Source organism: Psychrobacter immobilis (assembly GCF_904846225.1).
GTDB classification, from domain to species: domain Bacteria; phylum Pseudomonadota; class Gammaproteobacteria; order Pseudomonadales; family Moraxellaceae; genus Psychrobacter; species Psychrobacter immobilis_F.
Genome location: NZ_CAJGZJ010000034.1, coordinates 1 through 14,762, shown reverse-complemented (window position 1 = coordinate 14,762; position 14,762 = coordinate 1). Strand labels below are relative to the sequence as shown.

Annotated in this window: 13 protein-coding genes; 9 read left to right on the top strand and 4 right to left on the bottom strand. The window is 41.9% G+C overall.

Features of this window, described 5'->3' with window-relative positions; all coding sequences use genetic code 11:
- The first annotated feature begins 105 nt into the window (after window positions 1-105).
- Window positions 106-1,329 carry a peptide-methionine (S)-S-oxide reductase MsrA gene (gene msrA / locus JMX48_RS13475; protein WP_201538655.1) on the top strand — a complete coding sequence of 408 codons (1,224 nt, stop codon included), beginning with the start codon at window positions 106-108 and terminating at the stop codon, window positions 1,327-1,329.
- 107 nt (window positions 1,330-1,436) lie between these two features.
- Here the strand turns inward: msrA and folE are convergent, their stop codons facing one another.
- Window positions 1,437-2,033: a GTP cyclohydrolase I FolE gene (gene folE, locus JMX48_RS13470; RefSeq protein WP_227688036.1), complete on the bottom strand. Its 597-nt coding sequence runs from the start codon at window positions 2,031-2,033 to the stop codon at window positions 1,437-1,439.
- 340 nt (window positions 2,034-2,373) lie between these two features.
- Between folE and JMX48_RS13465 the strand changes: the two genes are divergently transcribed.
- A complete protein-coding gene (locus JMX48_RS13465) occupies window positions 2,374-3,183 on the top strand; it encodes an enoyl-ACP reductase (RefSeq protein ID WP_201538651.1) in 810 nt (269 codons plus the stop codon).
- Between the two features lie 173 nt (window positions 3,184-3,356).
- Complete coding sequence (locus JMX48_RS13460; RefSeq protein WP_201538649.1) at window positions 3,357-4,055, top strand: YoaK family protein; 699 nt, start codon at window positions 3,357-3,359, stop codon at window positions 4,053-4,055.
- 168 nt (window positions 4,056-4,223) lie between these two features.
- Here JMX48_RS13460 and JMX48_RS13455 read toward each other — a convergent pair whose 3' ends face one another.
- The gene (locus JMX48_RS13455; protein WP_201538647.1) at window positions 4,224-4,388 is read right to left on the bottom strand and encodes a hypothetical protein; all 165 of its coding nucleotides are present in this window, start codon (window positions 4,386-4,388) and stop codon (window positions 4,224-4,226) included.
- Between the two features lie 376 nt (window positions 4,389-4,764).
- Between JMX48_RS13455 and JMX48_RS13450 the strand changes: the two genes are divergently transcribed.
- The 5 genes from JMX48_RS13450 to hrpA all read left to right on the top strand — a co-directional run bounded on the left by JMX48_RS13450 (window position 4,765) and on the right by hrpA (window position 12,503).
- Entirely contained in the window at window positions 4,765-6,186 is a 1,422-nt protein-coding gene (locus JMX48_RS13450) for an SLC13 family permease (RefSeq protein ID WP_201538645.1), read from the top strand.
- Between the two features lie 179 nt (window positions 6,187-6,365).
- Entirely contained in the window at window positions 6,366-6,953 is a 588-nt protein-coding gene (locus tag JMX48_RS13445) for a DUF1543 domain-containing protein (RefSeq protein WP_201538643.1), read from the top strand.
- A 47-nt stretch (window positions 6,954-7,000) separates the two neighbouring features.
- Complete coding sequence (locus JMX48_RS13440; RefSeq protein ID WP_201538641.1) at window positions 7,001-7,318, top strand: hypothetical protein; 318 nt, start codon at window positions 7,001-7,003, stop codon at window positions 7,316-7,318.
- A 55-nt stretch (window positions 7,319-7,373) separates the two neighbouring features.
- Window positions 7,374-8,132 carry a hypothetical protein gene (locus JMX48_RS13435; RefSeq protein WP_201538639.1) on the top strand — a complete coding sequence of 253 codons (759 nt, stop codon included), beginning with the start codon at window positions 7,374-7,376 and terminating at the stop codon, window positions 8,130-8,132.
- A 102-nt stretch (window positions 8,133-8,234) separates the two neighbouring features.
- Window positions 8,235-12,503 carry an ATP-dependent RNA helicase HrpA gene (hrpA, locus tag JMX48_RS13430; protein ID WP_227688034.1) on the top strand — a complete coding sequence of 1,423 codons (4,269 nt, stop codon included), beginning with the start codon at window positions 8,235-8,237 and terminating at the stop codon, window positions 12,501-12,503.
- 70 nt (window positions 12,504-12,573) lie between these two features.
- On the opposite strand, the gene JMX48_RS13425 is transcribed toward hrpA, so the two are convergent.
- On the bottom strand, window positions 12,574-12,903 hold the full coding sequence (locus JMX48_RS13425) for a hypothetical protein (protein ID WP_201538637.1): 330 nt from the start codon (window positions 12,901-12,903) through the stop codon (window positions 12,574-12,576).
- 247 nt (window positions 12,904-13,150) lie between these two features.
- Window positions 13,151-14,002, bottom strand: coding sequence for an AraC family transcriptional regulator (locus JMX48_RS13420; RefSeq protein ID WP_201538635.1), 852 nt, complete (start codon window positions 14,000-14,002; stop codon window positions 13,151-13,153).
- 166 nt (window positions 14,003-14,168) lie between these two features.
- On the opposite strand from JMX48_RS13420, the gene JMX48_RS13415 reads away from it, so the two are divergent.
- Complete coding sequence (locus JMX48_RS13415) at window positions 14,169-14,582, top strand: organic hydroperoxide resistance protein (protein ID WP_201538633.1); 414 nt, start codon at window positions 14,169-14,171, stop codon at window positions 14,580-14,582.
- Window positions 14,583-14,762 lie beyond the last annotated feature (180 nt).

The following is a 14,762-nucleotide window of genomic DNA, read 5'->3' as shown; positions in this document are numbered from 1 at the left end:
ATAGGTCATGGATTCTTCTGCTACTTCGCTTATTTTAAAAGCATTGTATCTTATTTATAAAAGACTGACTATATAGTTACATGAAGATTCTTTTAGGAGACAATTATGAATCGTATATTACCGTCTAAAATTATTGGGTTAGTGATCTTGGCAAGCAGTGCCTTTTACGCAGGTTGTGCCGCTACCGAAACCAACGCCACTGTAAAAGATGCAAATGCTGCCAATCCTTATGCACCGACAACGCCGGGATTGGCAGTGGCGACGGTCGCTGGCGGGTGTTTTTGGTGCGTTGAAGCAGGCTATGAGAAAATCCCTGGGGTCGTCGAGGTGGTGTCTGGTTATACGGGCGGCAGTATTGAAAACCCAACCTATGAGCAGGTATCAGCAGGTGGTACGGGTCATACGGAATCGGCTCAAGTATATTATGATCCCACAAAAATCACTTATAACGGTATAGTGCAGGCGTTATGGAGAATTGCTGATCCAACAGATGATAAAGGTCAGTATGTGGACCGTGGTACGCAGTATCGCCCGGCTATTTTCTATAATAATGCGCAAGAAAAGCAGATAGCAGAAGCCGCCAAGCAATCACTGCAAGAGTCTGGTGTATATGACAAGCCAGTAGTGATAGAAATTGTTCCTGCGAGCACTTTTTATCCAGCAGAAGAGTATCATCAGGACTATTACAAAAAGAATCCGCTACGCTATAAGGCTTATACCTTCAACTCTGGTCGCTATCAGTTTATCGAAAGTGTCTATGGCAAAGATTATGAACTCGACTTTAGCCAATTTAAACCGACTGCAGCCAGTACTAAGCAGTCAGAATCAAACCCAGCATCAAACAAGGCAACAGCTAAAGCGAGTACGGGCTTTGACCCAAAGACTTTTGTGAAGCCAACACAGGAAACGCTGAAAAACTCGCTTAGTGATATCGAGTATAAAGTTACTCAAAAAGAGGGCACTGAGCGCGCTTTTGACAATGCTTATTGGGACAATAAAGCACCCGGTCTGTACGTCGATGTCGTATCGGGCGAGCCACTGTATTCGTCTCGTGACCAATTCAAGTCTGGTACAGGTTGGCCCAGTTTTACTCGTCCGCTAGGCGCTGATGTCGTCGTCGAAAAAGAAGACAGTGGTATTTTTTCAACCCGTACCGAAATTCGTAGCCGCTACGCCGACTCGCACGTGGGTCATGTGTTTGATGATGGTCCAGCACCGACAGGTAAACGCTATTGCATGAATTCAGCGGCAATGCGCTTCATTCCGCTAGCGGAGATGAAAGAAGCGGGTTATGGCAACTGGATCGATGAAGTAACGCCAGTGAGCTAAATCTCATTGAGCAGATTCTGAGAGTCTTTCTCTCGTAAAAATATCTCATTTGTATAAAAAAAGGACACTTATTAAGTGTCCTTTTTTGTGAAGATCAATTTACCCATTTAAAACGCTGGTTGACGTCTAGGTATTGCGCTCAAAAACTCCGTACGCGCTTGATTATCATGAACAAACTCGCCCATCATTGATGTCGTACGTGTGGTGGAATGCTGCTTGTTCACACCGCGCATCATCATGCACATATGCGCTGCGTCCATCACTATCGCCACACCTCGGCAGCCCGTCACATCCATAATGGTTTGTGCTACTTGATCACTTAGGTTTTCTTGAACTTGCAAACGACGGGCGAACATATCGACAATACGAGCAAATTTAGATAAGCCCAGTACTTGACCGTTAGGTAGATAACCTATATGCGCGACGCCATGAAAAGGTAGCATATGATGTTCACATAATGAATAAAATTCAATGTTTTGTACCAATACTAATTCGCGATTGTTCGATGGAAACAGGGCATCATTGACGACCTCATCCAAGTTTTGATGATAGCCTTGGGTTAAATGAGAAAAAGCTTTCGCAGCGCGCAACGGCGTTTCTTCAAGACCAGGACGTTCCAAATCTTCGCCAGTTGAGAGAATCAGTTGACGATAAGACTCAACGCTTTCTTGGTAATCTGATGTTATTGTTGGGGTAATACTCATAAGTTTGGCAGCCATCCAAAATGTGGGTGTAGCTTAACGCTAAATCCTTGTTTATAAACAACGGTTATAAAGGATTTTTATAAAAATTGTGCAAGCTGGGAAGGGCTGTGATTATACTTGAAATCTACTTAACTTCATACTGCTGTCGTGGCAGTTCAGTGTTTAATCCATTTTAAACGGCATTGCAAGCGAATACAGTTTACGACTGTTTACTTAAATTAATTCGTGTATAATGACATTTTTTAAGTTGTATTTGGTTATTATTCGATATCGATCATATCTGACGCTTCTAAATCATTTTATAATCTAAATAATTTCGTTCGATTCAAAAGGAAACACTATGCTACTGCAAGGACAACGTTTTGTCGTAACAGGCATCGCAAGCAAACTTTCTATCGCTTGGGCAATCGCTGAAGCGCTACACCGCGAAGGTGCCTCATTGATCCTGACTTATCCAAATGATAAAATAAAAAAACGTGTGGATATGGCAGCAGAAAAGTTTGAAGCAGATTTAGTATTAGAGTGCGACGTTGCATCTGATGAATCGATTGCGGCGTGTTTTGAGCAAGTGAGCGCCCATTGGGGCGACGGTATTGATGGTGTGGTACATGCGATTGGTTTTGCACCTATGGATCAGCTAGATGGCGATTTTGTCAATGCAACTACCCGTGAGGGCAGCCATATTGCGCATGACATCTCAAGCTATAGCTTTGTCGCATTAGCCAAAGCAGCACGTGAATTGCTTGCTATGCGCCATGGCTCGATGCTGACCTTGACTTACGAAGGCAGTATTTCAGTATTGCCAAACTACAATGTCATGGGTATGGCAAAAGCCAGTCTTGAAGCGAGTGTTCGCTATCTTGCTACATCTATGGGCGGCGAAGGTATCCGTGTCAATGCTATTTCGGCAGGCCCTATTCGTACGCTTGCTGCCAGCGGTATCAAATCATTCCGTAAAATGCTTGATATTAGTGAAAAAATTGCGCCCTTGCAGCGTAATATCACACAAGCAGAAGTAGGTAATGCCGCACTATTTCTACTATCGCCGTGGGCATCTGGCATCACTGGTGAGATTATGTTTGTTGATGCAGGTTTCAATACCGTCGCCATCAGTGAGCAATTAATGATGCTCGATGAGCCATCGAAATAATCGTTTAAATACTTCTTATGAGCAAATTTTTTAGCGGCCTATTTAGTATGACAACGTAAGTTGCATGGTGGTCGGGACGAATGATTCGCTCAACTATAGAAAAGGCAGCCAATTGGCTGCCTTTTCTCGTTATACTATGGGTCTTTTTGGCAATGTGCGCCTAGGTGACGAATATGATAACCAAGTTACCAAAGTGGATATTGTGGGGCGGGGCAGTATTGGCATTTAGTGCAGGCTGCGTTAACACCACTGCGTTGATGGGTTTTGCCAATTTATCAGTCTCGCATGTCACTGGCAATGTCAGCTTATTTGCAGCGGCTATCGCTTATTCAGACGCTCGAAGTATCTTATATATCGGTGCGCTGCTGTTGTCTTTTTTGGCAGGAGCAATATTAAGTGGTTTCGTCATCGGGCAGACCTCATTAAAGCTAGGCCGTCGTTACGGGCGTGCGCTATATCTTGAGGCAGCTTTATTGCTGGCTGGCTACTGGTTATATCAACAGCATGACTATCTAGGACAATTGGCGTCAGCGATGGCATGCGGATTACAAAACGCGATGGTAGCAACTTACAGTGGGGCGGTCATTCGTACTACCCATTTGACAGGATTGACATCAGATATGGGTGCCGCAATCGGTAACTGGCTTGCTGGGCGCTCAATTAGCAAGCCGACATTGGGTTTCCAAGCCATTATCTGGTATTGCTTTTGTGGTGGCAGCGCAGTAGGTGCATTCTTGTTTGCTAAAGTTGGCTATGACGCTTTGTTTGTACCCATCACGATCGTACTGACAGCAGCATTTTTATACAATTATGTTTCAGGTCGTCTGCCAGAAAAAAGAGAGCCAAAACCAAAAAAGCGCCCTTCTTTTTGATGGGCGCTTTTGAATGCGGACTTAAGAGATATGTCTTTGAAATTTAAGTCTTAAAGTAATATTAAACATGCTCTAATATTTTCATGGCTTATCTGAGTTTTACTATTTACCTAAGACATTTAAAATCACGAAGCGCTGGGATAAATGTTTCTTAATAGATACAGCAAGTTATTTATCTTCTTGCTGCCCATGATCTTCGTGTTCATGCAATCCTTGCATCATATCTAGTGCTGAATCATCGGTACGCTGTTGATCTTTTTTGGCAAGTCCATCTTGGTTAATGTCTTTTGGCGCCATTTTAGTGGTCGCATCAATTTTGTTTGCGTCTGTCATAATGTACTCCAATTTATTTTTATTGATGATGTTGTATCTAACCCTATAAGTATGTGTTATCAGTTTTTGCTTGTATAGCCCCAAATGATAAATGTTTGGAAGCTTTATGTAATTTTTATAATTTTATATCGAGATAGCAAATAGTCAAAAATACGCTCTAACTTTGATGATGGTGACAAACCGAAAACACCATTATAAAGTCGCATAATCCTAGCAATCGTACAAAGTATAATCAGAACATATTCGGCTACAAATAATTCTGATACTATGGCATCTATCAAATATTTAACGCGCTAATACAATAGGATTTTATGACTGGTGCGTATTGTTGTAATTCCCAATTTCACGATCACTCTGAACAGAATAAGGATACTTTATGTCAGAGCAAAAACTAGATAGCCATATTCCCAATGATGGCAATGAATATTTATTTACCGACACCTTTCCAAAGGGTACGGGTAAAGGATTGATAGTTGTCGCGATTGCAGCGATTGTCAGTATGATTATTTATAATATATTACCATTCGAGATCACTGCCAATAAAGGTCTCGCCATGCTGTTTTTCATTGGCGCGCTGTGGTTGACCGAAGCGATTCATGTGACTATTACTGCGATACTGGTTGTAGTCATCGGGGCGCTCATAAATATACCAGACTTCGATGTTGCAACTGGTTTACAGAGTTTTGCCAATCCAATTATTTATTTATTTTTTGGTGGTTTTGCTTTGGCTGCCGCCTTGCATGTACAACAACTGGATAGAAAAATTGCACTAAAAATTCTATCGATGTCAGGTGGCAATCTTAGAAATGCAGTATTCTTAATATTTGGGGTCACGGCGTTTTTATCGATGTGGATATCAAATACTGCTACGGCAGCGATGATGTTGCCGTTGGCACTTGGTATTTTGACGCAAGTTGACCGTGTAAAAGATCGTGGTACCTTTGTGTTTGTACTACTGGGTATCGCTTATTCTGCCAGCCTTGGTGGATTGGGCACTATCGTTGGTTCACCGCCCAATGCCATCGCTGCAAAGGCGCTTGATATTGCTTTTATCGATTGGATGAAGTTTGGTATTCCAATCATGTTGGTGCTGTTGCCCGTATTACTTGGGGCGATGTATCTGTACCTGAAACCTAACCTTAATCGTCAGGTAACACTTAACGAAGAAGAAATTATTCCATGGAATAAGCCACGAATTCTGACGATTATCGTATTTGTAATCACAGCGGCGTGCTGGATACTATCTAAGCAAATTAGTGAAGCGCTTGATGTGACTGACATGGATTCTATTGTCGCATTGCTGGCAGCAGCAGCGGTGGTCAGCTTAGGTCTGGTGTCATGGAAGCAAGTCTCTGACAATACTGACTGGGGCGTGCTCATGCTGTTCGGTGGTGGTATCGCACTATCAACAGTACTAAAAGTAACGGGCGCATCTTTGGTACTAGGGCAAACCGTTGCCAATGGACTAGCAACAGCCCCCATTATCGTAGTTATGCTGGCAGTATCAGCATTTATTATCTTCTTGACTGAGTTTGCGTCTAATACAGCGTCAGCCGCGTTATTGGTACCTGTATTTGCGGCTATTGCTGAGCAAATGGGTCTGCCACCCGAAGTATTGGTAATGATTATCGGTATCGGTGCATCATGTGCCTTTATGTTACCTGTCGCGACACCACCAAATGCGATTGTGTTTGGTACAGGATTAATTAAACAATCTGAGATGATACGTACTGGTGTGATACTAAATATCATATCTACGCTAGTGGTCGGACTATGGGCATATTTTTTCTTACTGTAGAGCTGTCATCATTAAGATAAAAACCCGATGTCTGGATATCGTTTAGACATCGGGTTTTTTATGCACTTTTATTCACAGTTGATGTATAAAATGCACATATAAAGTTCAAAAATATGATTAACACTGTCAAATATTTCGGTGTTAATTAAATCGCCTATTTCTAATAAGGACTGCATAAAATGCTAACTCTATATATGGTTCAGCTGGGTGGTCGTCCAAAGGGTCGTCTCATTGAACAGCATGATATTTTTTTTGGTGTGGCCAATCAAGTAAATGAGCTGATAGCAGACATTGACAGTCATTGGCCTGAAGTAAAAAGTAAGTGGCACATTGATTCGTACCGAGCGATTACTAAAGTGGATAATTATACGATTCGTTTGGTTGAATTCAATGAGCAAGTAGAGAGTAGCCATGATCTAAAGTTATTCTTTATCAATTTAGGCGGCTATCAGCAGGGCAGTTTTGAGGAGTTTCATTATAAATTGCTTGTCGTGGCTGCCAGTCAAGCAGAGGCCATTAAACAGGCAAAACAGAGTGAGTTTTATAAACAGTTTACTTTTAAGGACAAAACGTCACCTTTTAATGCCGCCTCTCATATTGACGATAAGTTTGAGGTAGATATCGATGATATATATAACGTCGGTGATCTTCTATCAAACGTTCAGCTTTTGATTGAGCCTATCAGTGATACAGACGATTTAGATGTCATGGAGGACAAAGAGTATGTTGGTTATCTCAGTATTAAAAATTTAAGGAAGCTATTTTAAATCCATTTCATTTTTAGTTTTATATTCTAATTAAGGACAGCCCTAATATGGCTTTAAGTATGTACTATAAAAACGGTATGATTCGCAAAACGCGCTGCCAAATTTCTAATGAGCTATTACCCATTCTTTATCAGATTCATAATAATGCCAATTTTCCACAACTCACTTGGTTAATTGATAATATCTATGGTGATTCGCAGATTCAACCTGATGTCGCACAAGCATTAGCTGATGAGTTGGTAGCGTTTGAAAAGTTAATACTCTCGCTACACCTGCCTTTTCCTAGGGTACCACTACAAAATTTGCATACCTTTTTTACGGGGGCTGCCATTCGTCAACAGGTTATTCATACGAGTAATGTTTAACAGACCCTAAATTTACAAATAATTTATTCACAAAAATAAAATACGGCTGGTAGATTTGAAAAATTTCATAAGAGGATTTGTTAAGTGGGTTATCGCAGGTATTGGCCTTGGGATAGGACTTTTTATTGTCCTAGTGGCTATAACACTTTGGGATAAAAAGAATGAACAATACACATCGGACGACACTACAGCGGTACTGAGTAACGACACTGACAATGCTAAAAAAGAAAATAATAAGTCGTTAAGCCTCCAGGTTACGGTCGAAGATCAAGACGTACCAGCAGGGTATAAGCTGACTGAGGAAGGAAGCCTCATGTTGGATGCGCCTATTATGGGGATGGAGTGGGAGAGTATAGTGGACGAGAATACGACTAACAATCCGCGTGTATATGAGCCATTCACCTTAATAGAATGTCTAACTGAAAATGACGAGCGTTTACAACTTGACGTGATCAATAGCGATATTGGCTATCAGTTACAGTTCTATTTTGCCAACGCTAATAATGACCTGCAACTGGAAGTCAAGCAATTCACAGAAGAGGCACATTTTGCTTTTACTCTGAACAGCACAACTGTAATGATGAGAGAACCAATGCATTATTATTACTTTTCTTATGACGATGATGGTGATACTTCTTTATTAATTTTGGATACTTTAAAAGGTCGTCAAATTAATTACTATGAGTGCGTTGATAATTCTGATTCTGCTAGAGGACCAACGTTATTCCAACAGATGATCCCAGAACATTTTAAATTCAAGCCTATGACTGATGAGCTTGAAGAGATTTTAAATGAGCGTTTTGAAAATAGGTAAAAGAGGTCTCAGCTGCCAAGCAAGCAATATAACCAACTTGAATCACACCCAAATTACCCCCATAATCTAACCACTTATAAACAATAAATAGCCTAAGTAAATATGCCTAATACTTCTGAGAAAAATCCAAAAATGCCAACTGAAAATACGATTGAAGACACAAATAGAACGGCAAACTCAAGTAAGGAAAATTCGAATATCAAATCAAGCAATGATGAAGCGTCTGTTCACGCTAAAATCGCCGATGATTTACCAGTACTCGCCAAGGACAGCTATTATCTAAACCGTCTAGAGCGAGAGTTGGCGCGTGCGGCTGTCACTAGTAAAAAATCCAATGGCGATAATAGTGAACACAAGAATAATAAAGCCGATGATGCGCTTGCCAAAAAACGTGCACAATATGACAAAATAAAAATCCGCTCTCAAGAAGCAGTGCAGGCACGTATCGATAGTATTCCAAGTAACTTGCCCGCCAAGTTAAACTTGGATTTGCCAGTGAGTCAACGTGCCGATGACTTGATACAAGCCATCATTGATAACCAAGTCATTATTGTTGCGGGTGAAACGGGCTCTGGTAAGACAACACAGTTGCCGAAGCTGGCGATGCTGGCAGGACGCGGTATTACTGGGCAGATAGGGCACACGCAGCCACGAAGATTGGCCGCGCGTAGTGTGGCAAACCGTATCGCAGAAGAATTGGGCGAGCAGTTAGGTAACACCGTTAGTTTCAAAATTCGCTTCAATGAGCAGGGAACGGCGCAATCAGTTGTAAAGCTGATGACCGATGGTATTTTGTTGGCTGAATTGGGTCATGATCGTTTTTTAAGTAAATACGACACTATTATCATTGATGAAGCCCATGAGCGTAGCTTAAATATTGACTTTATCATGGGTTATCTCAAAAAATTACTGCCTAAGCGTCCAGATCTAAAAGTCATTATCACGTCAGCGACCCTCGATACCAAACGCTTTAGTGAATACTTTAGTCGCTATGATACCAAACTAAAACGTCAAATACCTGCGCCTATTTTTAATGTCGAAGGACGTAGCTTTCCAGTAGAAGTTCGTTATCGTCCACTTACTGATGAACCGGTGACTAGCTCCGATGATGATAGCTATGATGACTTTGAAGAGAATCTGCCACGTGCCGTCGTTGCCGCCGTCGAAGAATGCTTTAGTGATGCGCAAAATAAAGGTCATGCTGACCAAGCGGATATATTGATATTTGCCGCGACTGAAGCTGAAATTCGTGAGCTACAAGAAGTACTTGAACGTCATGGGCCAAAGCACACTGAAGTGCTGCCATTATTTGCGCGGCAGACTTATGAAGAGCAGCAGCGCATTTTTCAGCCGTCAGGTCGTGGACGGCGTATCGTTATCGCTACCAACGTTGCCGAAACTGCATTGACTGTACCCGGTATTCGTTATGTGATTGATTTGGGCTTTGCTCGGATTTCGCGTTACTCATATCGCTCACGTGTGCAACGTTTACCGATTGAAGCGATCTCGCAAGCAGCTGCCAATCAACGTAAAGGTCGCTGTGGTCGTGTGGCGCCTGGCGTTTGTGTTCGTCTGTATAGTGAAGAAGACTTTAGTGGTCGCCCTGAATTTACAGAGCCGGAGATTTTACGTACCAACTTGGCTTCTGTTATTTTGCAGATGGCAAATTTACGTCTAGGCAGTGTTGATGATTTTGAATTTATCGAGCCACCTGATAGCCGCCTAGTCACTGATGGGCATAAGTTGCTCGACGAATTGGGTGCAATCGCTACCAAAACCGACTCTGTTCCTGCCAATCAGCCAAAGCGCCAAAAAGGGCTGGATCACCTAAACCTCACGCGTATTGGTCAACAGATGGCACGTATGCCAATCGATCCAAGGCTGGCACGTATGCTGGTTGCCGGTTCTGATTTTGATTGTATTCGTGAAATGCTTATCGTTGTGGCCGCGCTTGCCGTACAAGATCCGCGTGAGCGTCCTGCCAATAAGCGTACGCAAGCGGATCAAAAGCATGCTATTTTTCGTCAAGATGATTCTGATTTTTTATTCTATTTAAGTCTGTGGAAAGCATTGTTTGAAAAAGATGAAGACGGTAATAAACTGTCTGGTAATCAGCGCAAGCAATTTACTAAGAAAAACTATCTTAGCTTTCCGCGGGTGCGTGAATGGCATCAGACTCATCGTCAATTGGTACAAATGGTCACCGAGCTTAAGCTTACGGATGTGAGTGATGTCAAAAATGACGCTATAGAAGCGGTTATTAGTGATCCTACCGTGATTGAAGATGAAGAACTCAGAGCGGTTAAGTATGCCAATTTGCACCGAGCATTGTTAACGGGTTTATTGTCCATTATTGCGCATAAAACTGAAAATCGTGGTGAGTATTTGGCTGCCCGTCAGCAAAAGGCCAAAATATTTCCAGCCAGTACAGTCTTCAAACAAATACCACCTTGGGTTATGGCGTTTGAGATGGTCGAAACATCGCAAGTCTTTATGCGTACGGTTGCTAAGATTGAGCCTGAGTGGATTATTTCAGCAGCGGGTAACTTATTAAAGTATCACTACTTTGAGCCGCATTGGTCGAAGAAGACGGGGCGTGTCAAAGCCTATGCTCAGATTAGCTTATTTGGTCTAATCATTATCAGTAAGCAGCTGACCAACTATGAGCAAGTCAATCTAAGCGAGTCGCGAGAAATCTTTATCCGTGATGGTTTGGTGACTGGTAATTTGGGTCGTCAAGCGCCGTTTTTGCAGCATAATATGGATAAGATTGCTGATATCGAGCGCATTGAGGATAAATTACGCCGCCGTGATTTATTGGTCGATGAAGAATCACTGTATCAGTTTTATGATAAAAAAATTCCTGCGCATATTGCCAGTCGTAAAGCGTTTGAAGACTGGCGTGCCGAGATAGAAAAAACGGACAGTAAGCATCTGTTTTTTACGGATGATGATGTATTAAATAGCCAAGCGCCGACCACAGGCGACTTTCCAGAAGTGTGGAAATTGGGCGATTTAAAATTACCGTTACGCTATATTTTTGATCCTGCTAGTGACGATGATGGCGTGACCATTCGTGTGCCACTTGCCGCGCTACCGCAGCTTGATGCTATCGAGCTATTGTGGGGCGTACCCGGTTGGCGTTTTGAGCTGGTATTGCAGCTGCTTAAATCACTACCAAAAGATATTCGCCGTCAAATCGTTCCAATCCCTGATACGGCTGATAGCTTATTTGAAGAGCTACAGCCTGCTGGTGGTCAAGGACTGTTGAAGCAATTGTGCCAAGCATTGAACCGTCGCGGCATCATGTCAGTGACGACAGAAAACTTTAACCCAGCTACGATTGACCGTTATTTGCAGCCTCAAATTTGTGTCGTCGATGATAAAAATCGCATCATCGAGAAAGGTCGAGATTTGCAAACACTACAGATTCGTCATGCCTCTGAGACCAGCCAAGCCGTGACGGAACAAAAAGGTGTGCATACGCAATTTCCTGAGCATTTTGCCTTTAGCAAAAACCATCACAGTGCAGGTGTCGTAATGAAGCAGTTTGCGGCGCTCGTGGCTGATGAGGCAGGCGAGGCCGTATCGATTCATCAATATACGGATGTCAATGCGGCATTACAGGCGCACCGTATTGGGGTATTAACCTTAATCAAAGGCACGCTTGGCGCAAAGAAAAAGCAACTGACCAGCCAAATTGATAGCATATTCAAACTGGCGTTTGCACCCCTTGGCGATATGGACAAGCTCAAGACTATTATCATTGATGCAGCATTAGATGCGGCTCTTGAAGAGCACTATATATTGTTCGATCATAGTACGGATTTACCTGAGAGTGCCGATAGTATTGCGGTAGGTTTGGCTGAGGAGCTGCCTTTTACTGCTGATGAGTATGCGCAAACTGTAGAAGTGGTGGCGGGTAACTTTTTATTGACGGGTCAAAATGTCATAAAAACGCTCAAAAATGTTTATACCCGCTGGCAGCGTATTCGCCAAGGATTATTGATGCTCGATCGGGAGATATTCGGTGAGTCTATCGAAGATATCGAGGATCAGTTAGAAGATTTACATTTGGCTGATTTCGTTTACCGAATGGATTATAGCCATTGGCAGCAGTATCCACGCTATCTTGAAGCACTGGAGATTCGTCTTGAACGCCTTGAGCATAATCTAGATGCTGACCTAGATGGCGTCTATGCATTGGACTTACATATGGAGCGTTTGGCAGGACGTGCGGATAAAGAAGCGATCAGCGAATATCGCTGGATGGTAGAGGAGTATCGTATTCAGCTATTTGCCCAACCAATGAAAACCCGTATGGCGGTTTCGCCCAAGCGTCTTAGTAAAATATGGGACAAGGTGAGTTAGAGTAGAGCGTTTTCTTGAATATTAAGGCCGGATCAGCAATCGCTAATCTGGCCTTTGTGTTTAGGTGGTTTTAATGACTGAGTTTTTCTGTCAGTACACCCATGTTATAAAGTATGAAAGCAATCACTGTAAAAGCCATAATAAATGGTGTGAGCATCCAAATCACGATATTAATCAATACTAAAGGCAGTAAACCATTAAATAATTCGGTATCCGGTGCAAAAAAATCTGTCATCACATCCACTGCATGTTTAGCAACGGGGAAGAGTAGAGTGCTCAGGGCCAGCATATCAATATACTTGCTAAAGCTAGGGTCGCTCATGACTACCATGAAGTAAAACACTAAGAAAAAACCGATACCTAGCACCCAACATTTGAGAGTGTAGCTTAAACGGGTCATAGTAGTTCCTCCCTAGGCTTTTCAATAAATATACGCAGAGAAAAGCTGCGCCTATATATCTAAAATATTGAATATAATTTATATGTTATAATACGGATATATAGGAGAGTCAACGATTTTTTTAATCAAGTAAGACATTTATAGGCATAGGAAAATACTTAGCCAATCTATAAAAATCTTATTTTTAAAAATTAAGGAAATTTTCTTTACGACAGAACGCTTATACTGTCTCCATCACAAAATATCTTTATAACTCACTACTAGGACTGACACCGAATAGTCGCTTATATTCTCTGCTAAATTGACTGGGACTTTCGTAGCCAACCTGCATGGCTATTTGCGATATTTGTGCGCCATGCATCTTAATCAATCGCCTCGCTTCCATCAAACGTAAGCTTTTTTGATACTGTAACGGGCTCAACTGGGTGATTTCTTTGAAATGCTGGTGAAACCCTGAGATACTCATACCGCACCGACTGGCCAGATTATCTACCATGATAGGCTGATTTAAATGTGACTTTATCCAGTCAGTAGCTTGGGCGATACGATGAGTATGGCTACCGCTGACTACCAATTGTCTGAGCTTATTACCTTGCTCCACTGAGAGCAAGCGATAGTATATTTCTTGCTGAATCAACGAAGCCAAAAAATCAATGTCATTTGGATAATCAAGCAAGCTTATCAATCGCTCAAATGCTGATATTATCGTATCATCTAATGGCCACTTTATTCCTAGATGACTACCTCCTATGGATGGTTTAGGCGGTATCTGTGCCAAAATATCTCTAATCATGGCTAGGTTTAATTTCATGGATAAGACGATGACAGGGTTTTTGATTGAGGCATGATTGATATGCATACTGAGGGGAATATTGACAGGACAAAACATCAAATTACTATTGTCAAACCTTTGACAGTCTGCTCCTAAATGAATCTCTCGTTCACCTTGCAAGACAATGCAAATACTTGGTTCTTGAATGTAGCTGACGGCTTTACTTGGCTTATCTGCACAATAAAAAAACAGGCCTGAAATAGCCGATTCGATAGTTTTATTCCTAGGCAATAAAGTAAGGAGTTGGTCAATGGTTGCTTGATTCATGATGATTGCTTGTTTTATAACATTGCCTAATAGTATGAAAATTTATAGAATTAGGCAAGAGTTATAGAGATCTGTTCTAACGCATAAATGGAGATGATTCTATAATAGTCTCATCGCAACAGCGTAAGCACGACCTCTAATAATGTTAAACAAGGAATAATTCTTCATGAAAATATTTTATAAAACTCGCGCAACAGCCACTGGTGGACGTTCTGGTCATACTGGATTAGATGATGGTTCACTAGGGTTTGACTTGGTGTCGTTTCAAGAACAAGATAAAGAAGGCGTCAATCCAGAACAGCTTTTTGCCATGGGTTATGCCGCTTGTTTCGATAGCGCTTTGAGCATGACTGCGCAGCAAATGAAACTACCTATTACCTCTTCTAAGACTTCTGCACAAGTAGGCATTGGTATGAAGGCAGATGGCAGCTACAACTTGGATATAGAGTTATATGTTGAAGTGTCAGGTATTGATGAAGCTCAGGCGCAAGAGCTGATTGAAGCCACGCATCAGGTATGCCCATATTCAAATGCCACTCGCGGTAATGTTGAGACGCGTTTAGAAGTTACCGTTGTTTGAGCCATTGTTTGACTGAGAAGATATTCTCCTTCTTCAATTTATATGCCTAAAAACAAGACAATAAAAAATCCAGTATTAGACGCTTGAGATAAACATCTAATACTGAGCCCATCCCAGATTCTGTGTAACTGCCATTTAGATTAAATGCCTGCTGATACGGTCATCAAACATAATCATAAA